24 protein-coding genes are annotated in these 24,261 nt (G+C 38.9%); 21 read left to right on the top strand and 3 right to left on the bottom strand.

What is annotated here, in order from left to right:
• Nucleotides 1–9: 9 nt before the first annotated feature.
• The 3 genes from cysK to QM941_RS08580 form a co-directional block, all read right to left on the bottom strand.
• Nucleotides 10–936 carry a cysteine synthase A gene (gene cysK / locus QM941_RS08590; RefSeq protein WP_414340162.1) on the bottom strand — a complete coding sequence of 309 codons (927 nt, stop codon included), beginning with the start codon at nucleotides 934–936 and terminating at the stop codon, nucleotides 10–12.
• A gap of 96 nt (nucleotides 937–1,032) precedes the next feature.
• Nucleotides 1,033–1,476: a PH domain-containing protein gene (locus tag QM941_RS08585; RefSeq protein WP_414340161.1), complete on the bottom strand. Its 444-nt coding sequence runs from the start codon at nucleotides 1,474–1,476 to the stop codon at nucleotides 1,033–1,035.
• Nucleotides 1,477–1,489: 13 nt separating this feature from the next.
• Nucleotides 1,490–2,125, bottom strand: a complete 636-nt coding sequence (locus QM941_RS08580) for a YigZ family protein (RefSeq protein ID WP_414340160.1) — start codon at nucleotides 2,123–2,125, stop codon at nucleotides 1,490–1,492.
• A gap of 55 nt (nucleotides 2,126–2,180) precedes the next feature.
• On the opposite strand from QM941_RS08580, the gene QM941_RS08575 reads away from it, so the two are divergent.
• The 21 genes from QM941_RS08575 to polA all read left to right on the top strand — a co-directional run bounded on the left by QM941_RS08575 (nucleotide 2,181) and on the right by polA (nucleotide 24,261).
• Nucleotides 2,181–3,479: a DEAD/DEAH box helicase gene (locus tag QM941_RS08575; protein WP_414340159.1), complete on the top strand. Its 1,299-nt coding sequence runs from the start codon at nucleotides 2,181–2,183 to the stop codon at nucleotides 3,477–3,479.
• A complete protein-coding gene (locus QM941_RS08570; protein WP_414340158.1) occupies nucleotides 3,476–4,138 on the top strand; it encodes a ComF family protein in 663 nt (220 codons plus the stop codon). The genes QM941_RS08575 and QM941_RS08570 overlap by 4 nt, the downstream gene beginning before the upstream one ends.
• A 78-nt stretch (nucleotides 4,139–4,216) precedes the next feature.
• Entirely contained in the window at nucleotides 4,217–4,765 is a 549-nt protein-coding gene (gene hpf / locus QM941_RS08565; RefSeq protein ID WP_414340157.1) for a ribosome hibernation-promoting factor, HPF/YfiA family, read from the top strand.
• A 92-nt stretch (nucleotides 4,766–4,857) separates the two neighbouring features.
• A complete protein-coding gene (locus tag QM941_RS08560) occupies nucleotides 4,858–5,106 on the top strand; it encodes a hypothetical protein (RefSeq protein ID WP_414340156.1) in 249 nt (82 codons plus the stop codon).
• Nucleotides 5,107–5,392: 286 nt separating this feature from the next.
• On the top strand, nucleotides 5,393–5,905 hold the full coding sequence (locus QM941_RS08555; RefSeq protein WP_414340155.1) for a helix-turn-helix domain-containing protein: 513 nt from the start codon (nucleotides 5,393–5,395) through the stop codon (nucleotides 5,903–5,905).
• A gap of 233 nt (nucleotides 5,906–6,138) precedes the next feature.
• Nucleotides 6,139–7,347: an acyl-CoA dehydrogenase family protein gene (locus QM941_RS08550; protein WP_075565164.1), complete on the top strand. Its 1,209-nt coding sequence runs from the start codon at nucleotides 6,139–6,141 to the stop codon at nucleotides 7,345–7,347.
• A 94-nt stretch (nucleotides 7,348–7,441) separates the two neighbouring features.
• Complete coding sequence (locus QM941_RS08545) at nucleotides 7,442–8,290, top strand: 3-hydroxybutyryl-CoA dehydrogenase (RefSeq protein ID WP_414340154.1); 849 nt, start codon at nucleotides 7,442–7,444, stop codon at nucleotides 8,288–8,290.
• Nucleotides 8,291–8,308: 18 nt separating this feature from the next.
• On the top strand, nucleotides 8,309–9,487 hold the full coding sequence (locus tag QM941_RS08540; protein WP_414340153.1) for an acetyl-CoA C-acetyltransferase: 1,179 nt from the start codon (nucleotides 8,309–8,311) through the stop codon (nucleotides 9,485–9,487).
• Nucleotides 9,488–9,761: 274 nt separating this feature from the next.
• Nucleotides 9,762–10,541, top strand: coding sequence for an enoyl-CoA hydratase/isomerase family protein (locus QM941_RS08535; RefSeq protein ID WP_414340152.1), 780 nt, complete (start codon nucleotides 9,762–9,764; stop codon nucleotides 10,539–10,541).
• Between the two features lie 16 nt (nucleotides 10,542–10,557).
• Nucleotides 10,558–11,283 carry a CoA transferase subunit A gene (locus QM941_RS08530; protein WP_414340151.1) on the top strand — a complete coding sequence of 242 codons (726 nt, stop codon included), beginning with the start codon at nucleotides 10,558–10,560 and terminating at the stop codon, nucleotides 11,281–11,283.
• Nucleotide 11,284: 1 nt separating this feature from the next.
• Nucleotides 11,285–11,935, top strand: coding sequence for a 3-oxoacid CoA-transferase subunit B (locus tag QM941_RS08525; protein ID WP_075565155.1), 651 nt, complete (start codon nucleotides 11,285–11,287; stop codon nucleotides 11,933–11,935).
• 126 nt (nucleotides 11,936–12,061) lie between these two features.
• Nucleotides 12,062–12,970 carry a LysR substrate-binding domain-containing protein gene (locus QM941_RS08520; protein WP_414340150.1) on the top strand — a complete coding sequence of 303 codons (909 nt, stop codon included), beginning with the start codon at nucleotides 12,062–12,064 and terminating at the stop codon, nucleotides 12,968–12,970.
• A 16-nt stretch (nucleotides 12,971–12,986) separates the two neighbouring features.
• A complete protein-coding gene (locus tag QM941_RS08515; protein WP_414340149.1) occupies nucleotides 12,987–14,099 on the top strand; it encodes an acyl-CoA dehydrogenase in 1,113 nt (370 codons plus the stop codon).
• Nucleotides 14,100–14,103: 4 nt separating this feature from the next.
• Nucleotides 14,104–15,018 carry an MBL fold metallo-hydrolase gene (locus QM941_RS08510; RefSeq protein ID WP_414340148.1) on the top strand — a complete coding sequence of 305 codons (915 nt, stop codon included), beginning with the start codon at nucleotides 14,104–14,106 and terminating at the stop codon, nucleotides 15,016–15,018.
• A gap of 111 nt (nucleotides 15,019–15,129) precedes the next feature.
• The gene (locus QM941_RS08505; protein WP_414340147.1) at nucleotides 15,130–16,065 is read left to right on the top strand and encodes a DUF561 domain-containing protein; all 936 of its coding nucleotides are present in this window, start codon (nucleotides 15,130–15,132) and stop codon (nucleotides 16,063–16,065) included.
• Nucleotides 16,066–16,246: 181 nt separating this feature from the next.
• On the top strand, nucleotides 16,247–18,220 hold the full coding sequence (locus tag QM941_RS08500) for a DHH family phosphoesterase (protein ID WP_414340146.1): 1,974 nt from the start codon (nucleotides 16,247–16,249) through the stop codon (nucleotides 18,218–18,220).
• Nucleotides 18,217–18,669, top strand: a complete 453-nt coding sequence (gene rplI, locus QM941_RS08495; RefSeq protein ID WP_414340145.1) for a 50S ribosomal protein L9 — start codon at nucleotides 18,217–18,219, stop codon at nucleotides 18,667–18,669. The genes QM941_RS08500 and rplI overlap by 4 nt, the downstream gene beginning before the upstream one ends.
• A gap of 42 nt (nucleotides 18,670–18,711) precedes the next feature.
• Nucleotides 18,712–20,070 (top strand): replicative DNA helicase, encoded by a 1,359-nt coding sequence (dnaB, locus tag QM941_RS08490; RefSeq protein WP_414340144.1) that lies wholly within the window; start codon nucleotides 18,712–18,714, stop codon nucleotides 20,068–20,070.
• Nucleotides 20,067–20,339, top strand: a complete 273-nt coding sequence (locus QM941_RS08485; RefSeq protein WP_414340143.1) for a Veg family protein — start codon at nucleotides 20,067–20,069, stop codon at nucleotides 20,337–20,339. The genes dnaB and QM941_RS08485 overlap by 4 nt, the downstream gene beginning before the upstream one ends.
• 93 nt (nucleotides 20,340–20,432) lie before the next feature.
• Nucleotides 20,433–21,563, top strand: coding sequence for a CHAP domain-containing protein (locus QM941_RS08480; protein WP_414340142.1), 1,131 nt, complete (start codon nucleotides 20,433–20,435; stop codon nucleotides 21,561–21,563).
• Between the two features lie 64 nt (nucleotides 21,564–21,627).
• The gene (gene polA / locus QM941_RS08475; RefSeq protein ID WP_414340141.1) at nucleotides 21,628–24,261 is read left to right on the top strand and encodes a DNA polymerase I; all 2,634 of its coding nucleotides are present in this window, start codon (nucleotides 21,628–21,630) and stop codon (nucleotides 24,259–24,261) included.

Genomic DNA, 24,261 nt, shown 5'->3' with positions numbered 1-24,261 from the left:
TTTAGGAGACTAGACTTCAAACTCATAGAGTGCTGTAGATAGGTAACGTTCTCCATTATCTGGTGCAAGTGCTAGAACTTTTTTACCAGTTCCTAGTTCTTTTGCAACTTTGATAGCAGCAAAGATAGCTGCTGCAGAAGAAATACCTACCAAGAAGCCTTCTTTTCCACCGATTTCACGGCCGAGTGCAAGAGCATTGTCTGATGTCACACGAACGATACCATCGTAAGCTTGAGTATCAAGTGTATCTGGAATGAATCCAGCAGAGATACCTTGAATTTTGTGAGGACCTGGTTTTTCACCTGACAAGATAGCTGACTCGTCTGCCTCAACTGCAAAAACTTGAATGTTTGAGTTAGCAGTTTTAAGAGTATGAGAAACACCAGAAATAGTTCCTCCAGTACCAACACCAGCAACAAAGGCATCTAAACCATCAGCTCCGAAATCAGCTAGAATTTCAGCTCCTGTTGTTCTTTCGTGAACTTCTGGGTTAGCTTGGTTATTAAACTGTAATGGTAGGAAACCATCGCGTTCAGCAGCAATTTCTTGCGCTTTTGCAATCGCACCTTTCATTCCTTCACTACCAGGAGTGAGGACTAGTTCAGCTCCATAAGCTTGGATAATTTTACGACGTTCAACACTCATGGTTTCAGGCATAACGATAACAACTTTATAGCCTTTAGCAGCACCCACCCATGAAAGTCCGATACCAGTATTTCCACTTGTTGCTTCCACAATAGTAGAACCTGGTTTAAGTTTACCTTCTTGTTCTGCTTTTTCAATCATACTTAGGGCGATGCGGTCTTTAACGGATGAACCTGGGTTAAAAGCTTCTAGTTTTACGTAAACGTCTGCTGCACCTTCTGGTACAATGTTATTCAATTTAACAATCGGTGTTTTTCCGATAAGTTCTGTGATATTGTTATAAATAGCCATGTGAATACCTCTTTTTGTAAGTTATACCTAGTATAACCCTATTCAGATTGTTTGTAAAATATAGAAATCCTATCGAAGCGATAGGATTTTTTTATATCAATGATCCCAACCGTTAATGTGTAAACGATTATGATAAGCCAATTCTAGTAAATAGGTGTAGAGAGGAGCGATATCTACTTTCTTTGGAAATTCAAATTTGAGAGAGTTCGAGTGCTCACGATGAGCCTTTAAGAAGGCGTTCTCTAGATAGGTAATGGTCATTTCACTATCATCAATCCCTAGACCAGCAGTTTCCAGTTCAACATTGACAATGTTCATGAGGAAAATTGATTTTACAGACATCTTAAGGCCAGTTGCCCCTTGTTTGTCTGTAAAGATGATACGAATATTGGTAAAGATGATTGAGTCTCGAATAAGCTTATAACCAGACTGAATTTCTTCGTTTTCGAGTAAATATTGACCATACTCTTTCGTTAGAGTTTCTTTGTTTTGTTCGCTAAAATTTCCAGCGAGTCCATTGATTAATTTTCCGAATACCATATTTTTCTCCTTTTTAAGCTAAGTCAACAGGAACTTCAACTTCTCGTAAACCTTTATCTACTAAAATTACCTTTCCATTATAAAATTCTATGAGTTCTGATTTTATATGTTCTTTATTTTCTTTATCTACAAAAATCATGGTTTCAACTTGATCCGTAAAGTTGGTTTCAAGCTCCACAAGATTATGTTCTTTAAGAAAGTTCCCATATTCTTGATATTGAGCATAAGTCATTTGAATCTGGATACCAGCTTGTTCTTTGATTTCAACTATTCCGATTTCTTTGACAGCCAAGACAACACTTCCAGCGTAAGCGCGAATGAGGCCTCCGGCACCCAGCTTAATACCGCCAAAGTAACGAGTAACAACTACGCAGACATTGGTAAGGTTGTGATTTTCCAGAACGCCTAGCATAGGAACACCGGCAGTACCACTTGGTTCTCCGTCGTCACTGGTTCGTTTGATTTCACTACGTTCACCGATAATAAAGGCAGAGCAGTTGTGGGTTGCTTTATAGTGTTCCTTTTTGATAGCAGTGATAAAGTCACGCGCTTCTTCCTCGCCATAGACACGTTTTGTATGGCAGATGAAGCGAGATTTTTTGATTTCTTCTTGGACCTGTCCGTCTTCTTTAATTGTTCTAAATTCCATGGTTTAATTGTACTAAAAAATAGAATAAAGCGCTAGTTTTTCCGAATATATAAGTATGAAAGTAAATCCAAATTATCTCGGTCGTTTGTTTACCGAGCATGAATTGACCGAGGAAGAAAGGCAGTTAGCCCAAAGAATTCCTACTATGAAAGAGGACAAGGGCCAGCTATTCTGTCAGCGATGCAACAGTCCTGTTTTAGAAGAATGGTCTTTGCCAATCGGTGCTTACTACTGTCGGGAATGCTTGGTATTAAAGCGGGTTAGAAGTGATCAAGACTTGTATTATTTCCCACAAGAGAGATTTCCTCAGCAAGAAGTGCTTAAATGGTCTGGACAATTAACTCCTTTTCAAGAGAAGGTATCAAGGGGATTGATCCAAGCTGTCGAAAAGAAAGAACCAACCTTGGTCCATGCTGTAACTGGAGCTGGTAAGACAGAGATGATCTATCAAGTTGTTGCTAAGGTGATTGATGTTGGAGGTGCTGTGTGTTTAGCCAGTCCTCGTATTGATGTTTGCTTGGAGCTATATAAGCGACTGCAAAATGATTTTGCTTGCCAGATATCGCTCTTACACGGAGAATCCGAATCGTATTTTCGAACGCCACTAGTAGTTGCGACAACTCATCAGCTGCTGAAGTTCTACCAGGCTTTTGATTTATTGATAGTCGATGAAGTGGACGCTTTTCCCTATGTTGACAATCCCATGCTTTATCATGCAGTAGACAACTGTGTTAAAGAAAGTGGTCTACAGATTTTCTTGACTGCGACCTCTACAGATGAACTGGATAAGAAGGTCAAAGGTGGTCAGCTAAAGCGTTTAAGCCTACCCCGGCGTTTTCACGGCAATCCCCTCATTATCCCAAGTCCTGTTTGGTTGTCTGGATTTGATAAGGCCTTAGAGAAACATAGTCTACCTTATAAATTAAGGCAGTATATCGAAAAGCAGAGAAAAACGAAGTACCCCTTACTTTTATTTGTTTCAGAAATTCAGAAAGGAGAAAGACTAAAGGATATCTTACAGCATACTTTTCCCAATGAGAAAATTGGCTTTGTATCCTCGATATCAGAAGATAGATTGGACCAGGTTCAAGCCTTTCGAGATAGAGATTTGACCATATTAATCAGCACAACAATCTTAGAACGTGGAGTTACCTTTCCTTGTGTAGATGTTTTTGTCGTTGATGCCAATCATCGCCTCTTCACCAAGTCTAGTCTGGTTCAGATTGGAGGTCGAGTCGGTAGAAGTATGGAGCGGCCGACAGGTCAACTGATTTTCTTTCATGATGGACTAAACTCTTCTATAAGGAAGGCTATAAAGGAAATCAAACAGATGAATCAGGAGGCTGGTTTATGAAATGTTATTTGTGTAGCCAAGAGTTACAAATGGACTTGACCTTCACCAGCTTGTTACTCTTAAAAAGAGATGAGCCCTCGACTTGTCCGACTTGCTTTGCTTCTTTTGAAAAAATCAGGGAGCACCATTGTCAAACTTGCTTTAAAGAAGGAGAAGAAGCTTTTTGTCAAGATTGCCACTTTTGGTATAAAGAAGGGATTCAAGTAGATCATGAAGCCATTTTTACCTATAATGATGCTATGAAAGACTACTTTAGTCGTTACAAATTTGATGGAGATTATCTATTAAGAAAGGTATTTGCAAAGATTCTCCGTCAGGCATTGCAAAAATACAGTGAATATCAGATTGTCATTATTCCTCTTAGCCAAGAACGCCTTAAGAGTAGAGGCTTCAATCAAGTAGAAGGTTTGATAAAGGAGACAGGTTTACCTTATCAAGATATTTTGATAAAAAAAGAAGTAGATGCTAGCTCTAACAAGAATCGTTCTGAACGATTACTAACTGAATTTCCCTTTGTCGTAAGAGACGGGGCCATCATTCCCAAATGCATCCTGCTAGTTGATGATATCTACACTACTGGTACTACCGTAAATCGTACTAAGAAGCTTTTGCTGGAATCTGGTTGTCAGAAAATTAAAACATTTTCCCTCGTAAGATGAGGAAAAGTTTGCAAAAAGATTATGAAAGCGTTATAATAAATATAGAAAAACAAATACGTTTAGAAAGAAGGTACTTATATGATTAAATATAGTATCCGTGGTGAAAACCTAGAAGTAACAGAAGCAATTCGTAATTATGTAGTTTCTAAACTCGAAAAGATCGAAAAGTACTTCCAAGCAGACCAAGAACTAGATGCACGTGTCAACTTAAAAGTCTATCGTGAAAAAACTGCTAAGGTCGAAGTGACGATTCCACTTGGGTCTATTACGCTTCGCGCAGAAGATATTTCTCAAGATATGTATGGTTCGATCGATCTTGTAACAGATAAAATTGAACGTCAGATCCGTAAAAACAAGACAAAAATCGAACGTAAGAATAAAAATAAGGTTGCAACTAGCCAGCTCTTTACAGATGTTCTAGTTGAAGATTTAAATGTGGTTCAACCTAAAGTTGTCCGTTCAAAACAAATTGATTTGAAACCAATGGATTTAGAAGAGGCGCTTCTTCAAATGGATTTATTGGGTCATGATTTCTTCATCTATGTGGATGTAGAAGATCAAACAACTAATGTTTTGTATCGTCGCGAAGATGGAGATGTCGGTCTTCTCGAAGTCAAAGAATCTTAAAATGATATTAATTAATATAAAAGTAAGATAAAACGGCTATAGATTTGATATGTACCCTCTTTACTAGATAACTAGTAAGGAGGGTACTTTTTATGTTAGAAAAAACTGTAGGAGAGATTGATGGAATGTTTCGGTCGTCTGCTACTATTCCAAGGCTATATAGAATTAAATTTAAGAGAGATATTTTTAAGGACTTGTCAAGGTTAGAGAAAATATTAAAAATAAACGAGGAGGTTTTTGAAATCAATAAACTTGAGATATTTTCTATTGATAAGATCATGCCTGTATGTCTTGAACTTTGGGGAGCAAGTCGAGAAACAGACGTTCAGTCTAAAAAGTAATAAGGAGATGACAACGGACCTATTTTTTCTAAGGTAGGTAGAAATAGGAATAATCATCTTTGAACTTGATTTATTAACCATAGGGATAGTACTTGATATTTGGATTGAAAAATTAAATGATGGAGTAAAATACAGTAAGGTAGCAGGTCAGGTCGAATTTGATAAATTCAAGAGTTTTTGAAAGTTTGAATCAATGGTATAATTAATGCAACATAATGTTAATTTAAGTTGCTTGTTGCAACGAAGATATAAATGATAAAATGTCAGTGAAAGGAGGTTTCCGATAATGCTAAATGAAAATATAAAATTAATGCGAAAATCAAAAGGGCTTTCACAAGATGAACTTGCAGTAAAGTTAAATGTAGTACGACAAACAGTATCAAAGTGGGAAAGAGGTCTATCTGTTCCTGATTCGGAAATGTTGCTTACTCTATCAGAAATACTTGAAACCCCTGTAAGTAACTTATTAGGGGAAAATATTATTGAAAATAAGAGTGATGATTTAAAAATTATTTCTGAAAAACTTGAGGTGATTAATCTTCAGTTTGCAAGAAGGGAAGAGTCGAAAAGAAAAATTGCCCATTGGACTTTTGTTACAATAGCTTGTGTAATAATATTTACTTTCATAGGACTTAGTTTGGGAAATAGTTCATATTTAAATTGGGACTATAGAAATCCTGAAACAGCTGTTATGGGAGTGGCGTTTCATGCAATAGAATGGGTATTTGTTAGAGTGGCACCTATTATGTTAGTAGGACTGATTATCGGTATTGTTGTAACAAGACGAAAATCAAAATAAAAAGGCATAAGGTATGTTAAATAACAAAAAAATAAGACATGTACTCTATGAAAGTCCGCTTTTTTACTCCTAAGAAAGATATAAGTTATAGCATTAACTAAACTTATAGGGGCGTTTACTTTAATTAAGTAGACAAAGATAGCGTTTTCAAGTTAAAATAGTCTTGTCAACAAATACTGAGCGTAAAAATGTAAGCGCTCTAAAAAAATAATTTATTACAAAGGAGTCCACAGATGGCAACTAAAGAAGAAATCTTGCGCGAATTATATCCAGAGGATCTTTTCCACTATGCAGATGGTTTAACATTGGGAGAAGCAGAAGTTTTACAAGAAACTCGTCGTTTGATTGAAAAACACCTTCGTCCAGTAATTAATGAATATTGGGAAGCACCTGATTTCCCATTCGAACAGTTTTACGCTGTAGCAAAAGGCGCACAAATCATGAACAACCCTAAATTGTTCGAAGGAAGAGAAGGAAACTATAAACCATCAGAACTTTACATCGCATTCTTGTACCTTGAATTAGGTCGTTTCGATGCTTCTATGGCAACATTCTTCACAGTACATGGTGGACTTTGCTACAACACAATCTTGCTTGGTGGTGATGAGCGTCAACAAAAAGAATTCCTTCCTAAATTGGCTGCATTTGACTGGCAAGGATGTTTCGCTTTGACTGAGCCATTGTCAGGTTCTGACATCGCTGGTGGTCTTGCTACAACAGCTGAGCGCGTTGGAGACAAATGGATCTTGAACGGTGAAAAACGTTGGATCGGTGGATCAGACACAGCTGACGTTGTTCCAGTATTCGCTCGCGACGTTGAAGATGGACGCGTGAAATGTTTCATCGTTCGTAAAGGTGCACCAGGATACCACGCTGAGCCAATCCCTCACAAAACTGCTCTTCGTTGCGTACGTAATGGTCACATTACTATGAAGAACGTTGAAGTTCCAGATTCAGACCGTTTGGTAAACATCAACGGATTTGCTGATGTAGCTCGTATCTTGACATTTACTCGTGCTGACGTTGCTCACATTGCAACTGCAATCACTTGTGGTTCATTTGTTGCAGCTCTTAAATATGCTAAAGACCGTCAACAATTCAAACGTCCAATTGCTTCATTCCAGATCGTTCAAGAAAAATTGGCTAGAATGCAAGCTAACGCAGTAGCAGCACTTTCTTACTCAGCTCGTATCGCAGAAATGCAAGAAGCTGGTAACGAATTGATGCTTAACTCTGCACTTGCTAAAATGCATAACTCATTGGTAATGCGTGAAACAGTTGCCCTTGCACGTGAAACATGTGGTGGTAACGGAATCACTCTTGAAACTGACGTAGCTCGCTTCTTCGCAGATGCTGAAGCAATCTACACTTACGAAGGTTCTCACGAAGTGAACGCATTGATCGTTGGTCGTGAACTTACTGGTATCGGTGCATTCGTATAATAATGAATTTGGAACGGTTGCTTAGCATTTGCTGAAAGACCGTTCCGATTCTTTCTTTATAAACTTTATATATTAAAATGAAGAGGAGAAAATAATGAGTATTTCTAAAGTAATGATCATTGGATCTGGTCAAATGGGTAGCGGTATTGCGCAAGTCTTTGCTCAATCAGGATTCACAGTATATCTTAATGACATTAAAGAAGAATTCGTACAAAGAGGGATTGATAACATCTCTAAACAATTGGCTCGTGCAGTTGAAAAAGGACGTTTGTCTGAAGAAGAAAAAGGAAAAATCTTGGGTAACTTGATTCCTTCAACTTCTTACGAAGATGCTAAACACGTTCAATTGGTTATTGAAGCAGCTACAGAAAACAGAGATATCAAACTCAGTATCTTCAAACAATTGGATGAAATCACTGCTCCTGAAACAATTTTGGCTTCTAACACTTCATCTCTATCTATTACTGATATTGCTGCGGCTACAGTTCATCAAGAACGTGTAATTGGTATGCACTTCTTCAACCCAGCACCAGTTATGAAGTTAGTTGAAGTTATTCGTGCTCTTCAAACTTCAGATGAAGTTGTAAAAGCAGTCCGTGAATTGACTGAAAAAATTGGAAAAACTGCAGTTGACGTTAAAGACTCTTATGGATTTGTTGTTAACCGTGTGTTGATTCCAATGATTAATGAAGCTATCTTTATCCTTGGTGAAGGTGTTGCTTCTGCAGAAGAAATTGATGAAGCTATGAAATTGGGTGCAAACCATCCAATTGGACCATTGGCACTTGCTGACTTGATCGGATTGGATGTATGTTTGGCAATCATGGGAGTATTGAATAACGGCTTCGGTGATCCTAAATACCGTCCAGCACCTCTATTGAAGAAAATGGTTGAAGCTGGTAAACTAGGTCGTAAGACTAAAGAAGGATTCTTTAAATACTAAGATAATAAGGAGCAAATAATGAAAGAAGCAGTTATTGTTGCAGCGGTTCGTACACCTCTAGGTGCCTTCGGTGGAAGTTTGAAAGATGTTTCAGCTGTTGATTTAGGTAGTCTAGTTATTAAGAGCGCTATTGAAAGAGCTAACTTGAAACCAGAACAAGTTGATGAAGTTATCATGGGTAACGTTCTTGGTGCTGGTCTAGGACAAAACGTAGCTCGTCAAATGAGCGTTAACGCAGGTATTCCAGTTGCATCTCCAGCTTTCACAATTAACAAAGTTTGTGGATCTGGTTTGAAAGCAGTTCAATTGGCAGCTCAAGCAGTTCTTTGTGGAGATGCTGACATTGTTGTTGCTGGTGGTGCTGAAAACATGAGCCAAGCTCCATATGTTCTTCAAAACCAACGTTGGGGATCTCGTATGGGAGACTCTAAAGTAGTTGATACTATGCTTCGTGATGGTTTGACAGACGGTTTTGAAGGATTCCACATGGGAATTACAGCTGAAAACGTTGCTGAACAATACGGAATCACTCGTGAAGACCAAGATAACTTTGCTGTACAATCTCAAAAACGTGCAGTTGCCGCAATCGAAGCTGGTCGCTTTAAAGAAGAGATTGTTCCAGTTGAAATCCCACAACGTCGTGGGGAGCCTGTTGTATTTGATACAGATGAGTTCCCAAGAAAAGACGCTTCATTTGAAGGACTTTCTAAACTTCGTCCAGTATTCAAGAAAGACGGTACTGTAACAGCTGGGAATGCTTCAGGTATCAATGATGGTGCTGCAGCAGTTGTAGTTATGAGTGCTGAAAAAGCTAAAGAATTGGGAGTTCCAGTATTGGCAACTATCAAATCTTACGCAAGCGCTGGTCTTGATCCAAAAGTGATGGGTTGCGGTCCAATCTACGCATCTCGTAAAGCACTTGAAAAAGGTGGATTTACAGTTGCAGATCTTGACTTGGTAGAATCAAACGAAGCATTTGCGGCTCAAGCGTGTGCAGTTGGTAAAGAACTAGGTCTTGACCCAGAAAAAGTAAACGTTAACGGTGGAGCTATCGCTCTTGGACACCCAATCGGTGCTTCAGGATGCCGTATCTTAGTTACACTTCTTCACGAAATGGAAAAACGTGATGCAAAACGTGGTCTTGCTACGCTTTGTATCGGTGGAGGAATGGGTACAGCGGTTATCGTAGAACGTTAATCTACTACCAAATTTAGTTATTAAAACATAGGAATATCCTAGCAGGAGTCTCTTCTGAGCCTTTCTGTTAGGATATTTTTTTATAAAAAAACTATAAGAAAAACAAACTTGACACCTAGATCTATAAGTTGAGCTAATAGTTGAGACCATAAATACTAAGTGGACTGATAGCTATAAATAGGTTATCATTATTATGTAAGCACTTACATAACGTATTGGTATTTGTTGACGCTATACTCAATACTCAAAAAAAACTTAAAGTAGGAGGAGAATAATGAGTAATACAGTTTTATTAGAGGTTAAAGAAGGTATCGGTTACCTCACAATTAACCGTCCAGCAGCTTTGAACGCATTAAGTTCAGAAGTTTTAACGGATTTGAATCTTGTTTTAGAGCAAATTGAAAAGAGTGAAGATATCCGTGTCGTTATTGTGAGTGGCCAAGGTGAAAAAGCATTTGTTGCTGGAGCTGATATCAAAGAAATGGACCAAATGTCTCCAATTCAAGCCCATGAATACATGACTTATGCCAATGATACATTTACCCGTCTGTCTGAACTTACTCAACCGACTATTGCAGTTCTTAATGGATATGCTTTGGGAGGCGGATTAGAGCTCGCTCTTTCAACAGATATTAGAATTGGCTTTGAAAAGACAATGGTAGGATTCCCTGAAGTTGGCTTGGGTATTATTCCTGGATTTGCAGGAACACAAAGAATGTCTCGCTTGATCGGAACTAGCAGAACTAAAGAATTGATTTACACTGCTAGAATTGTCAAAGGAAATGAAGCCTATGACCTAGGAATTTTGAATAAACTTGTTCCTGCTGAAGAATTGATGTCTGCTGCTGAAGAATTGGCTAAGAGCATCATGAAAAACGCTCCATTGGCTGTTGAAAAAGCTAAACATGTCATTCAAGTTGGTTCAGAACTTCCACTACAAAACGCAATTCGTTTGGAGACAGAAGCAGAAGCTCTTCTCTTCTCTACAGAAGATAAAGTTGAAGGAATGCGCGCATTTGTTGAAAAACGTAAAGCCGTATTCAATCGTAAATAAAAGTTGAGGTGTTAGTATGAAAGCTGTTTTATCATTACAAGAAGCTATTTCTAAAGTTAAACCAGGTAATATCGTTGGGATTTCAGGGTTCCTTGCAGTTGGTGAACCTTTGGAATTGATCGAAGAATTGGTTAGACAAAATCAACAAGATTTGACTTTGGTTTCAGTTGTTACTTCACATCCAGGTAAAGAAGTGGGTGTTGGACGCCTTTGTGAAAACCACCAAGTTAAAAAATATGTTGCTGCCCACATTGGTACATCTCCAGCTGCTCAAAAAGCATACTTTAGTGGAGAAATGGAAGTAGAATTCACTCCAATGGGTACTGTTGTTGAACGTCTTCACGCTGCTGGAGCAGGTCTTGGAGGAGTTTTGACACCTACAGGAGTTGGTACTATTTTAGAAAATGAACATGAAAAAGTTGTTCGAAATGGTCGCGAGTACCTCATCTATGATCCTCTAAAACTTGACGTGGCATTGATTAAAGCTACAAAAGCTGACAAGTATGGAAACTTGTACATTGATGGTACAACTAAGAACATTTCATTGCAACTAGCTCTTGCAGCAGATACAGTTATCGTTGAAACAAACGAAATTGTTGAAGTTGGTGAAATTAAACCAGATGATATTTATATTCCAGGTATCCTTGTTGACTATGTAGTCCAAGGCTTAACTCCAGAAGAACACCACAAGATGATGGGTGACCTCTGGACAGAGACTAATAAATTAGCGGGGGTAAAATAATATGAAACCAAAAGAAATTATTGCAAGACGTGTTGCTCTTGAATTTAAAGATGGTGATGTTGTAAACCTTGGATTTGGGATTCCAAATGCTTCTGCAGACTTCATCCCAGAAGGTGTTAACGTAATTCTTCAAGCTGAAAATGGTGCCCTTCGCTTTGGTGAAACACCAACTAAAGATAACTACAATCCAAACCTAGCAAACTCAGGTGGTGCACCAATCACTCTTCTTCCAGGAGCTGCTTTGTTTGATTTGCAAACATCATTTGCAATTATTCGTGGTGGTCACGTTGATGCGACTGTACTTGGAGCTCTTGAAGTAAGCCAAGACGGAAGCATTGCGAACTGGATTATCCCAGGAAAATTTGCACCAGGTATGGGTGGAGCGATGGACCTCTTGGTGGGGGCTAAACGCGTAATTGGAGCAATCCAACATACTACAGGTGGCGAATCTAAACTTTTGAAAGAGTGCACATTGCCTCTATCAGCTAAAGGAGTATTGGATCTTGTCATTACAGAACTAGCTGTTTTTGGATTCAAAGATGGTAAATTCTTGTTGAAAGAAGTGGCACCAGGTGTAACTGTAGAAGAAGTTCTTGAAAAAACAGCCGGTGACGTTATTGTTGCAGAAGATGTGAAGACTATGCCTATTTAAGGTAATACTGGCTATTTTCTTCTGAGCATGATATTATATATGTAAATGATACTATCGCCTTTTTAGGCGGTAGTATCAATTGGTATCTAAACGTAAAAAAACAATAGAAAGTAAGGTGATAACTAAGTGGATATTATACAAATGAACTATTTCATTAACATAGTAGAATGCGGTTGCAATCTTTCGATTGCAGCAAAGAAAATCCATATTAGTCAATCGGCCTTAAGTCAGTTTGTAACAAATTTTGAAGTAGCTGAGGGCATTCAATTATTTAATCGGAAAAATGGTCGATTGGAAAGCTTGACTGAAGCAGGTAGAAAAATTTATCGTTTTGCAACGGAAATTGTCAATCGTCATGAAGAAATGCTATCTATGATTCATATTGAATCTCAAAAGCAGAAGGGAACTATCAATCTAGGGATTCCTTCTTTGATATTAAGAACTTTCTTTTCAAATACTCTACCACATTTCTTGAGACAAAATCCTCATATCTACATTCAAGTTACAGAGGGTGGAGGAAAAGAGATTTACCAAAAAATGATTGAAGGTGATTTAAACCTTGCCTTTTTGATTGAACCAACAAATTTAGATGCACAGAAATTTGAACAACATATTATTCATTTAGACGAGTATGTTGCTTATATGGATAAAGACCATCCATTAGCACAGAAAGAAGCGTTAGATTGGTCTGATCTTGCTGATTATGACTTGGCAACATTTAACAAAACATTTACGACTTATGATTTAGTGACGGAAAAACTTCGTTCACAACGGATAAATATGAAGTTTGCTTATTTATCATCTACTTGGGACTTTTTAATTGAGTCTACTTATCAATCAGATTTGATTACAATTTTACCGAAGTCTGTTGAAACTCTTGTAGATAGTGGTCGCTTCCAAATGGTTCGTTTTCATGATCCGATTCCTTTTAATGTTTGGTTCTGTAGACCGTACAAGGATTCCTACAACGAGGTCGAATCCTATGTGTATGAAGAATTGTTAAAAGGGTATTATCAACCTTTGTCTGAAAATTAGCTTGGGGTGAAGAGTAATGGTCTACAATGATAACCTTGCTAAAAGGTATAATGCAGAGATAAGCAGTCTAATTGCAAGCTATTTTGAGTATAGAAAAGATAAAAATCATTTTCCAAGAGAATTATTCGATCAATTTATCGAATCTTTCGATATTTTTTCATTGATTGTAAGAGAAGAAGATTCGATCTTAAGTGAAGAATTCATGACCTTTATTCGTTTAATCTCAAAAGAATTTGCTGCTTTTTCGACAGTTTTATTAACCCAGGCTTGCTATGGGATTTATCCCATTAACCGCTATGGGAGTCCCAAACAAAAAAGTCTATATCTTGAAAAATTAATAAAAGGAGAGATACTTGCTGGTCTGGGTTTTTCTGAGGGAAGTCTTGGAGAAAATCTAGAATTAATAATGACAACTGCGACTAAAACAAGTAATGGATGGCGTCTTTCAGGTAAGAAATCGATTGTTTCAAATTGCCGTTTTACGGATATACTGTTTATATTTGCCAAAGTAGAAAATGATGAAAAGAAACCGTCGTTTGGATTTTTTATCGTAGACACTAAGGACCCAGGTGTTTACTTTGGAGAAGATATCCCTAAACAAGGACTAAAAGGTTTACCAGTATGTTCAGTTTCTTTTGATGATATTGAATTATCAGAGGATAGTTTATTAGGGATGACTTTAGCTGGTCAAGAACAGTTAAATGACTTTGTTCGAAAGCTTCAATTAGGTTTAAGCGCAGTTTCTATTGGAATTTCCGAAGGAGCTTTTGAAAAAGGTTTATCTTTTCTAAAGGTGAAACGTGGTTTTGGTAAGAGATTGATTGATGCGACGATTTATCAACATCAATTTGCTGATTTATATACAAAACTATGTGCAGCAGAAGCTTATTTTAACTCATATAAGGATCAAGTGTTAGATGATTCTTTGTATGTTTCACAAATAAAACTATATACTACCAAAGTAGCTATTGAAATCTCTGAAGAGATTATCAGATTAATAGGTCCGCTACAAGCACAGGATAAAACTCCGATTGATCGTTATTTAAAAGATGCTAAAACTATTGAAAGTTACGGGAAATCTGGAGACTCAATTCGAAAAAGAATAGCACACCAGTGGCTAAAGGAGTAATAAAATGACAGAACTCAAGTTGCAAGAGTATCAATTTCATGATATGATATTGACATGGCTACGAGGAGCTGATAAATTAACGGATGCAGGTACTTTATTTGGACCTGTTCCAAAAGTTGTTTGGTCTCGTTACTACCCAACCAACGATGCCAATATGATGTCAGAGTTGACAGATCCAATCCTCATTCAATATCAAGGGAAAAATTACCTGATTGATGCTAGTTTTGATACGGATAAATTGTCTGATAAACAAAGACGCAATCTGGGAATCCTATCTGACAGTAGGATAGAGGAAAGCTTAGAACTTTTGGGCTTAACTCCAGAAAAGATTGACTATGTATTGATGACCCATATGCACCATGACCACTCAGGTGGTTTGACAAGAGTTGATTCTACAGGTAACCTTGTTTCTAAGTTTCCCAATGCCAAGATTATTGTCAATGATGTGGAGTGGTATGAAATGAGAAATCCTAATAATCGCACTCGAGGAACTTACCTCAAAGAGAATTGGGAACCGATTCAAGATCAAGTTACAACCTTCTCAGATTCGATTGATATCATTCCAGAAATTCAAATGATTCATACTAGCGGTCATAGTAATGGGCATTGTATCATCTTGCTTAAACAGGGTGAAGACACAATGATCCATATGGGCGACCTCATGCTAACACACGTTCACCGCAATCCGCTTTGGGTTCCAGCTGTAGATGACTACCCTATGAAATCTATTTCAGCTAAAGATAAGTGGCTTCGCCAGGCCTTTGAAAACAACTATAAATTCTTCTTCTATCACGATCAATTCTTTGCAGTTGCAGAGTTTGATAAGGAAGGAAAAGAATTTGTAAACTATGTATTGCGTTCACGTCCACCAGTGATTCCATTTACTGAACAGCAAGATCGTAGACCAGACTTTTTATAATAGTTATGTATAAGGAGACAAATGACTAAATTCTCTTGTTTGTCAGGTACAGGTAAATAATGCCTGCTACATTTCAAACACCAGCTGACATAAAAATAAAGGAGTAAACATATGTCTATTACTAAACTTTTACAAATCAAATACCCTATTTTCCAAGGGGCTATGGCTCAAATTTCTCACTATCAACTAGCTGCTGCTGTATCAGAAGCTGGAGGCCTTGGAATCATCGCTTCTGGTGGCATGACTGGTGAACAACTTCGTGAAGAAATTCGTGAATTGAGAAAATTAACTGACAAACCTTTTGGTGTTAACATCATGTTGATGATGAAAAACATCAAAGATATCGTAACAGTTATTATCGAAGAAAAAGTTCCAGTGGTTACTACTGGTGCAGGAACTCCAAAACACATCATGCCATACTTGAAAGAAGCTGGTGTTAAAGTTATTCCTGTTGTTGCTAGTGTTAAACATGCTCAAAAGATGCAAGAATTAGGGGTTGATGCAGTTGTTGCTGAAGGTTCAGAAGCTGGTGGACACATCGGAGAAACTAACACAATGGCTTTGATTCCACAAATCGTGGATGCAGTTGACATCCCTGTTATCGCTGCTGGTGGTATTGCTGACGGCCGTGGATTGGCTGCAGCTTTCACACTTGGAGCTCAAGGTGTACAAATGGGTACTGTATTCCTTGCTTCAGACGAATGTCCAATTGCAGAAGCATATAAAGAAGCTGTTCTTGCAGCAACTGACACGGCAACTGCTGTTACTGGTCGTATTGCTGGTGCTCCAGTTCGTTGTATCCGTAACGAAATGACAGACCACTATATTGAACTTGAACAAAAAGGTACAAACCGTGAAGAGCTTGAAGAAATTACTATCGGATCACTTTCTAAAGCTGTATACGACGGAGACACTGTACATGGTTCAATGATGAGTGGACAAATTGCAGGTATGGTCAAAGAAATCAAACCATGTAAAGAAATTATTGAAACAATTGTTGCTGAAGCTCAAGAACGACTTAAACATGTTGAAATTGAAGTAGGTTAATAACCGATTTAGAAATATATTCTTTAAGGCAAATATAAAAGTGTATTTTAGGAGGACGAGCCATTCGTCCTCCTTTTCGATTGAAAAATTTTAGAAATACCAACTTCGGTATCCTAGATATCCTTGCTAAAGTTCGCTTTTTGAGTGCATTTGTGGTATAATAATGCGCAAGAGGTTTAGAATGAAAAAAAATGAAATAAATCCTTTTTTAATATACTTGTTTGCTATGGTGGCCTTTATCATCATGTCGATCTTGGTGATTTTCGTGAAAGATAAATTTGTCATACTAGCAAGCCTATTTTTCTTTATCGCAGCTTTTTTACTAGTGTTTTATTTCCTGAAAAAATTCTACCAAAAAACGGAGCTTGAGCAAATTCAGTATGTCAATAATCAGGCTGAAGATAGTCTGAACTCTTTGTTGGAACAAATGCCTGTCGGGGTTATCAAACTCAACATGGCCAATATGGAGATTGAATGGTTTAATCCCTATGCAGAGTTAATCTTAACAACTGAAGATGGAGAAATCAATCCTACTCAGATTCAAGAAATTATCAAAGCTGCCTTTTCTTCTCTTGGAATTTATGCCAATATTGGAGAGAAGCGCTATGCTGTTCATCTGGATAAAACTTCTGGAGTTGTCTACTTTTTTGATGTTTCAGGAGAGTACGAAGCAACGGTTGAGTTGGTTACTAGTCGTCCTGCTATAGGGATTATCTCAGTAGATAATTACGATGATTTGGAAAATGAAACATCCGAGTCAGACATTAGTAATATCAATTCTTTTGTTGCCAACTTTGTTGCTGAATTTGCAGGGCGTTATAAAATGTTTTCTCGCCGCGTAGGTATGGATCGATTTTATTTGTTCACAGATTACACTGTATTGGAACATCTGATGCAGGATAAGTTCTCCATGATTGATTCCTTTCGTGAAGAAGCTAAACAACGCAATCTTCCTCTGACCATGAGTATGGGCTTGTCCTATGGGGACGGAGATCACGAGAGTATTGGTAAGGTTGCCTTGTCTAACCTAAACCTAGCTGAAGTTCGAGGAGGAGACCAAGTCGTTGTTAGAGAGAACGATGAAACTAAGGATCCAATCTACTTTGGTGGTGGTTCAGCAGCTTCGGTTAAACGTACGAGAACCCGAACAAGGGCAATGATGACCGCAATTTCTGAAAAGCTTAAGAGCGTGGACCGTGTATTTATTGTGGGTCACAAGAATTTAGACATGGATGCTTTGGGGTCTGCAGTTGGAATGCAGTTGTTTTCTAGCAATGTCTTGGAAGAAAGCTATGTAGTCTATGATGCTAGTCAAATGTCTCCTGACATTCGTCGAGCTATTGAGCTTTTAGACAAGGAAGGAGTTTCCAGCCTTCTTACTTTAGAAGAGGCTTCAGAGATGGTAACGAGACGTTCTCTGCTTGTCATGGTAGACCACTCTAAGACAGTTTTAACCCTGTCAAAAGATTTTTATAACTTGTTTAATCAAACAATCGTTATTGATCACCACAGACGAGATCAAGACTTCCCAGAGAATGCGGTTATTACTTATATTGAAAGCGGAGCTAGTAGCGCCAGTGAGTTGGTGACTGAGTTGATTCAGTTCCAAAACTCTAAGAAAAAGCGCTTGAGCCGTATTCAAGCTAGCGTTCTAATGGGTGGTATGATGTTGGATACGAAAAACTTCACATCTCGCGTAACCAGCAGAACCTTTGATGTGGCTAGTTATCTCAGAACACGTGGAAGTGATAGTGTTGTTATCCAAGATATCTCGGCAACTGATTTTGAAGAGTATCGCTTGGTCAATGAATTAATCCTCCAAGGACAGATGGTGCAACCGTCTATTCTTGTAGCACAAGCGTTAGAGACTAAGACCTATGATACAGTGGTGATTAGTAAAGCAGCAGATGCTCTGCTTGCCATGTCTGGCATAGAAGCTAGCTTTGTTTTGGCTAAGAACGATCAAGGAGATATTTCAATCTCTGCTCGTAGCCGAAGTAGGATTAACGTGCAACGAATCATGGAAGAATTGGGTGGTGGTGGCCACTTTAACTTGGCAGCAGCACGCTTGACTGGTATGAACCTGCAAGAAGCAGGAGATAAATTGAAAACAGTTATTGTTAATGAAACAGAAGAAAAGGAGACAGAAGAATGAAAGTAATCTTTTTAGCAGATGTAAAAGGTAAAGGTAAAAAAGGCGAAATTAAAGAAGTGCCTACAGGTTATGCACAAAACTTCTTGATCAAGAAAAATCTTGCCAAAGAAGCAACAGCCCAAGCTATTGGTGAATTACGAGGCAAGCAAAAATCTGAAGAAAAAGCACATGCTGAACTTCTGGCTGAAGCTAAAGAAATCAAAGCCAAGCTTGAAGCTGAAGAAACAATCGTTGAGTTTGTAGAGAAAGTTGGACCAGACGGCCGTACCTTTGGTTCAATCACCAACAAAAAAATTGCAGAGGAACTCCAAAAGCAATTTGGTATTAAAATTGATAAGCGTCATATTCAAGTAAAAGCTCCAATTCGAGCAGTTGGTTTAATCGATGTACCTGTTAAAATCTATCAGGATGTAACGAGTGTCATCAACCTTCGTGTAAAAGAAGCTTAAACTCAACTTGGGTAACAATTTTGTAAAAGGAAGGAAAGTCTGATGGCAGAGGTAGAAGAACTACGAGTTCAGCCCCAGGATATTTTGGCAGAACAATCTGTATTGGGAGCTATTTTTATCGATGAGAGTAAACTCGTGTTTGTTCGAGAATATATTGACTCTCGAGACTTCTTTAAGTATGCTCACCGGTTGATTTTTCAGGCTATGGTGGACTTGTCAGATCGTGGGGAGGCCATTGATGCGACAACGGTTCGAACCATTTTAGACAATCAAGGGGATTTGCAAAATATCGGTGGTCTATCCTACCTTGTTGAAATCATCAACTCTGTGCCAACTTCTGCTAATGCTGAGTACTATGCAAAAATTGTAGCAGAAAAGGCTATGCTCCGTCGCTTGATTGCTAAATTGACGGATTCTGTTAATCAAGCTTATGAGGCTTCTAGACCTGTAGATGAAATTATTGCTCAGGCAGAAAAGGGCTTGATTGATGTTAGCGAAAATGCTAATCGCAGTGGCTTTAGAAATATCCGTGATATCCTTAACCTTAACTTTGGTAACTTGGAAACTCGCTCTCAACAAACTTCTGACATCACGGGGATTGCGACTGGTTATCAAGACCTGGATCACATGACAACAGGTCTGCATGAGGAGGAGTTGATTATTCTTGCGGCTCGTCCTGCGGTCGGAAAGACAGCATTTGCCTTGAATATCGCTCAAAATATAGGAACTAAGTTAGATAAGACAGTTGCTATCTTCTCTCTAGAAATGGGGGCTGAGAGCTTGGTTGACCGTATGTTGGCTGCTGAAGGCTTGGTCGAATCTCACTCGATTCGTACAGGACAATTGACTGAGGAAGAGTGGCGTAAATATACGATTGCTCAGGGTAACCTTGCTAAGGCCAGCATCTATATCGATGATACACCAGGAATCCGGATCACAGAAATTCGTTCACGTGCGAGAAAATTAGCCCAAGAAACAGGCAATTTAGGCTTGATTTTGATTGACTACTTGCAGCTAATCACTGGGACTGGACGAGAAAACCGACAGCAAGAAGTTTCTGAGATTTCACGTCAGTTGAAGATTTTAGCCAAGGAGCTTAAAGTTCCAGTCATTGCCCTTAGTCAGTTATCCCGTGGAGTTGAGCAACGTCAAGATAAACGACCAGTTCTGTCTGATATTCGTGAGTCAGGATCTATTGAGCAGGATGCGGATATTGTAGCCTTTCTTTATCGTGAGGACTACTATGATCGAGCTGGTGGAGAAGAGGAAGATCTACCAAATAATAAGGTAGAAGTCATTATTGAAAAGAACCGTAGTGGAGCCCGTGGAACAGTAGAGTTGATTTTCCAGAAAGAATATAACAAGTTTTCAAGTATTTCAAAGAGGGAGGAACAAAGATGACAGATGCATTTACAGATGTAGCCAAGATGAAAAAAATCAAAGAAGAAATCAAGGCGCATGAAGGGCAAGTGGTGGAAATGACCTTAGAAAATGGTCGTAAACGCCAAAAAAATAAGTTAGGTAAATTGATAGAGGTGTATCCTTCACTCTTTATCGTTGAGTTTGGAGATGTTGAAGGCGATAAACAAGCTAATGTTTATGTAGAGTCCTTCACTTACTCAGATATCTTAACTGAAAAGAACTTGATTCGTTACTTGGATCAGGACTAATAGCTACAAAGTGAGATCTTTCTCACTTTTTTCTTTTTCTCCCGAATGAATAGTTGAGGGCGACCTCAAAAATCTATTGAAAAAGGAGATGACATGAACTTTAGTGAAACTAAAAGAAAGAAGGGGAGAACTGTTAGAAAGGGCCTAGTCAGAGCTATTGCACTCCTCACAGGAGGAAGTATTCTTTTTGGAAGCAGTACTGTCCAAGCACAACAGGCTTCCTCTGCTCGAGGAGATGACTATCCTCTTTATTATAAAGATGGAAGTCAAGAAATTGATAAGTGGCGGATGTATTCCAGACAGTGTACATCTTTCGCTGCTTTTCGATTAAGTAGCGTTAACGGGTTTGAGTTACCAGCAGCTTATGGCAATGCTAAAGAGTGGGGTTATCGTGCACGAAGGGAAGGCTATCATGTCGATAAAACTCCTAGCATCGGAGCAATTGCCTGGTATGATATAGGGGATTATGGGCATGTTGCTTGGGTTTCCAATGTCCTTGGAGATATGGTTGAGATTGAGGAATATAATTATGATTATACAGGGAAGTATCATCGTAGAACAGTAAAGGCAAATTCCATTACTGGATTTATCCATTTTAAGGATGCGGGGAGTTCCAGTGGAGGAACTACTCAGCCACAAGCTACAATAGCATCTAGCGGGACTCATCGCTTTACAGAAAAAGTAGCAATTATGGATCAGCCATCATTGGCATCTACTATTTTCGATTACTACGAACCCGGAATGAGTGTTCATTATGATCAAACTTTTGAAAAAGATGGTTTTAGATGGATTACTTATATTGCACGAAGTGGGAACAGACGGTATATCCCCTTAATTAAAACGGAAACCTCTAAGAATGGTTGGCAAAAACAAGGTTCGGTATGGTATTACTATGAAAATGGGAAAGTCGCACTTGGTTGGAAAAAGATAAATGGAAGTTGGTACTATTTCCAAACAAGTGGCGCCATGAGAACAGGTTGGCTAAAAGACGGTTCCAAGTGGTATTACCTGAAATCGTCTGGAGAAATGCAGACGGGTTGGTTGAAGGACAAAGGCATTTGGTATTACCTTGAAAACTCAGGAGCTATGAAAACAGATCAGTGGTTCCAGGTTTCAGGGAAGTACTATTATGTGAATACTTCTGGAGTATTAGCAGTAGATACGACAATCGATGATTTTCAAGTTGACAGCAATGGTGCGCGAATAGAAAAATCATCTCAATAAGCTTTCCCCGATAATCTAACTCTTAGCAATGGTATTTTTCCCTGCTTTCCTTTATAATGGGTGTATGGACAAGAAAAAATTATTATTGATTGATGGATCTTCAGTCGCTTTCCGAGCATTTTTTGCACTTTACCAGCAACTGGATCGTTTTAAAAATGACAATGGACTACATACCAATGCAATCTACGGTTTTCATCTGATGCTAAATCACCTATTGGAACGTGTCCAGCCGAGTCATATTTTGGTTGCTTTTGATGCGGGGAAAACGACCTTCCGTACAGAGATGTATGCTGACTATAAGGGTGGCCGTGCTAAGACTCCGGATGAGTTTCGGGAGCAATTCCCCTTCATTCGTGAGTTGCTAGACCATCTTGGGATTCGCCACTATGAATTAGCCCAGTATGAGGCGGATGATATCATTGGAACTCTTGGTCGCTTGGCTGAAAAGGATTCTTTTGATGTGACGATCGTTAGTGGAGACAAGGACTTGATTCAGTTGACGGATGAACATACAGTGGTTGAGATTTCTAAGAAAGGTGTCGCCGAGTTTGAGGCCTTTACACCAGAATATCTCATGGAAAAGATGGGAATCACACCAACTCAGTTTATTGATCTTAAGGCACTCATGGGGGATAAGTCAGATAATATCCCTGGTGTAACCAAGATTGGTGAAAAGACTGGTATTAAGCTCTTGTTAGAACATGGCTCGCTTGAAGGTATTTATGAAAATATTGACAGCATGAAGGCTTCAAAGATGAAGGAAAATCTTGTCAATGACAAGGAACAAGCCTTTCTGTCTAAAACACTAGCTACCATCGACACGAAAGCGCCAATCGAGATAGGTCTAGATGATTTGGTCTATAGTGGACCAAATGTGGAAAGTTTAAGTAAATTCTACGATGAGATGGGCTTTAAACAACTCAAGCAGGCTTTGAATGCTTCTCAGACTAACCAAGCTGAGACTTTGAATTTTACCATGGTGGACAAAGTGAGTGAAGATATGCTGAGTGCCGACTCTATCTTTCACTTTGAACTTTTTGGTGAAAACTACCATACAGATGACTTGGTTGGTTTTGCTTGGTCTTGTGGAGACAAGCTCTATGCTACAGATAAACTGGAACTTCTGCAAGATCAGATTCTTAAGGATTTTCTAGAAAAAACACCTCTGAAAGTCTATGATTTTAAGAAAGCTAAAGTTCTCTTAAATCGCTTTGGTTTGGACTTGCAGGCTCTTGCTTTTGACAGTCGCTTGGCCAAATACCTTCTATCTACTGTAGAGAATAATGAAATTTCAACCATTGCTAGTCTCTACGGCCAAACTTATTTGGTTGATGATGAGACCTTCTACGGTAAGGGGGTCAAGAAAGCTGTCCCTGAGAGAGAAACCTTCTTGGAGCACTTGGCTCGCAAGGTTGCTGTGCTGGTTGAGACAGAGCCTGTATTGCTTGAAAAGTTAAGTGAAAACGGACAATTAGACCTTCTCTATGACATGGAGCAACCTCTGGCCCTTGTTCTTGCTAAGATGGAAATCGCTGGGATCAAGGTTAAAAAAGAAACCCTACTTGAGATGCAGGCTGAAAATGAAGTTGTCATTGAAAAGCTGACTCAAGAGATTTATGCATTGGCTGGTGAGGAGTTTAACATCAACTCGCCTAAGCAGTTGGGCGAACTACTTTTTGAAAAGCTAGGTCTCCCTATAGAATACACCAAGAAAACCAAGACAGGTTACTCAACAGCAGTGGATGTGTTAGAGCGCTTAGCTCCTATTGCCCCAATCGTCAAGAAAATTTTAGATTATCGTCAGATTGCTAAAATTCAATCCACTTATGTGATTGGTTTACAGGACTGGATTTTAGCGGATGGCAAGATTCACACGCGCTATGTTCAAGATTTGACTCAGACAGGGCGTCTGTCTAGTGTGGATCCAAACTTGCAAAATATCCCTGTTCGTTTGGAACAAGGTCGCCTTATCCGTAAGACTTTCGTACCAGAATGGGAGGACAGTGTCCTCCTCAGCTCGGACTATTCACAGATTGAGTTGCGAGTTTTGGCACATATCTCTAAGGATGAGCACTTAATCAAGGCCTTCCAAGAGGGAGCTGATATCCATACCTCGACAGCCATGCGGGTCTTTGGAATTGAACGTCCTGAGGATGTGACTCCGAACGACCGTCGTAATGCCAAGGCTGTCAACTTTGGAGTGGTTTACGGAATTTCAGACTTTGGTTTATCCAATAACCTAGGTATCAGCCGTAAAGAGGCTAAAGCATACATCGACACTTACTTTGAACGCTTCCCTGGTATCAAAAATTACATGGATGAAGTCGTTCGTGAGGCGCGTGATAAGGGTTATGTAGAGACTCTTTTCAAACGTCGTCGTGAGTTGCCAGATATCAATTCGCGTAACTTTAACGTTCGTGGTTTTGCAGAGCGTACAGCGATCAACTCACCTATTCAAGGATCGGCTGCAGATATTCTCAAAATCGCCATGATTCAGCTAGATAAAGCCTTGCTAGCAGGTGGTTATCAAACTAAGATGCTGTTACAAGTACACGATGAAATTGTTCTTGAAGTGCCTAATTCAGAATTAGCAGCTATTAAAAAACTTGTCAAACAAACCATGGAAGAAGCCATTCAACTCAGTGTTCCCCTCGTCGCAGATGAGAACGAAGGGGTAACCTGGTATGAGGCCAAGTAA

The sequence above is a fragment of the Streptococcus timonensis genome, assembly GCF_047460355.1.
GTDB classification, from domain to species: Bacteria; Bacillota; Bacilli; order Lactobacillales; family Streptococcaceae; genus Streptococcus; species Streptococcus timonensis_A.
Note: the sequence above shows the minus strand (reverse complement) of the source record. Positions and strands in the feature narration are given on the sequence as shown.

Excerpts from the sequence above, each read along its gene's own strand:
- QM941_RS08485 (WP_414340143.1), top strand. The coding sequence starts at position 20,067 with ATGACAGATGCATTTACAGATGTAGCCAAGATGAAAAAAATCAAAGAA.
- QM941_RS08525 (WP_075565155.1), top strand. The coding sequence starts at position 11,285 with ATGAAACCAAAAGAAATTATTGCAAGACGTGTTGCTCTTGAATTTAAA.
- QM941_RS08585 (WP_414340161.1), bottom strand. The coding sequence starts at position 1,476 with ATGGTATTCGGAAAATTAATCAATGGACTCGCTGGAAATTTTAGCGAA.
- QM941_RS08550 (WP_075565164.1), top strand. The coding sequence starts at position 6,139 with ATGGCAACTAAAGAAGAAATCTTGCGCGAATTATATCCAGAGGATCTT.
- QM941_RS08580 (WP_414340160.1), bottom strand. The coding sequence starts at position 2,125 with ATGGAATTTAGAACAATTAAAGAAGACGGACAGGTCCAAGAAGAAATC.
- QM941_RS08500 (WP_414340146.1), top strand. The coding sequence starts at position 16,247 with ATGAAAAAAAATGAAATAAATCCTTTTTTAATATACTTGTTTGCTATG.
- hpf (WP_414340157.1), top strand. The coding sequence starts at position 4,217 with ATGATTAAATATAGTATCCGTGGTGAAAACCTAGAAGTAACAGAAGCA.
- polA (WP_414340141.1), top strand. The coding sequence starts at position 21,628 with ATGGACAAGAAAAAATTATTATTGATTGATGGATCTTCAGTCGCTTTC.
- QM941_RS08540 (WP_414340153.1), top strand. The coding sequence starts at position 8,309 with ATGAAAGAAGCAGTTATTGTTGCAGCGGTTCGTACACCTCTAGGTGCC.
- rplI (WP_414340145.1), top strand. The coding sequence starts at position 18,217 with ATGAAAGTAATCTTTTTAGCAGATGTAAAAGGTAAAGGTAAAAAAGGC.
- dnaB (WP_414340144.1), top strand. The coding sequence starts at position 18,712 with ATGGCAGAGGTAGAAGAACTACGAGTTCAGCCCCAGGATATTTTGGCA.
- QM941_RS08555 (WP_414340155.1), top strand. The coding sequence starts at position 5,393 with ATGCTAAATGAAAATATAAAATTAATGCGAAAATCAAAAGGGCTTTCA.
- QM941_RS08535 (WP_414340152.1), top strand. The coding sequence starts at position 9,762 with ATGAGTAATACAGTTTTATTAGAGGTTAAAGAAGGTATCGGTTACCTC.
- QM941_RS08505 (WP_414340147.1), top strand. The coding sequence starts at position 15,130 with ATGTCTATTACTAAACTTTTACAAATCAAATACCCTATTTTCCAAGGG.
- QM941_RS08575 (WP_414340159.1), top strand. The coding sequence starts at position 2,181 with ATGAAAGTAAATCCAAATTATCTCGGTCGTTTGTTTACCGAGCATGAA.
- QM941_RS08560 (WP_414340156.1), top strand. The coding sequence starts at position 4,858 with ATGTTAGAAAAAACTGTAGGAGAGATTGATGGAATGTTTCGGTCGTCT.
- cysK (WP_414340162.1), bottom strand. The coding sequence starts at position 936 with ATGGCTATTTATAACAATATCACAGAACTTATCGGAAAAACACCGATT.
- QM941_RS08530 (WP_414340151.1), top strand. The coding sequence starts at position 10,558 with ATGAAAGCTGTTTTATCATTACAAGAAGCTATTTCTAAAGTTAAACCA.
- QM941_RS08510 (WP_414340148.1), top strand. The coding sequence starts at position 14,104 with ATGACAGAACTCAAGTTGCAAGAGTATCAATTTCATGATATGATATTG.
- QM941_RS08480 (WP_414340142.1), top strand. The coding sequence starts at position 20,433 with ATGAACTTTAGTGAAACTAAAAGAAAGAAGGGGAGAACTGTTAGAAAG.
- QM941_RS08515 (WP_414340149.1), top strand. The coding sequence starts at position 12,987 with ATGGTCTACAATGATAACCTTGCTAAAAGGTATAATGCAGAGATAAGC.
- QM941_RS08570 (WP_414340158.1), top strand. The coding sequence starts at position 3,476 with ATGAAATGTTATTTGTGTAGCCAAGAGTTACAAATGGACTTGACCTTC.
- QM941_RS08545 (WP_414340154.1), top strand. The coding sequence starts at position 7,442 with ATGAGTATTTCTAAAGTAATGATCATTGGATCTGGTCAAATGGGTAGC.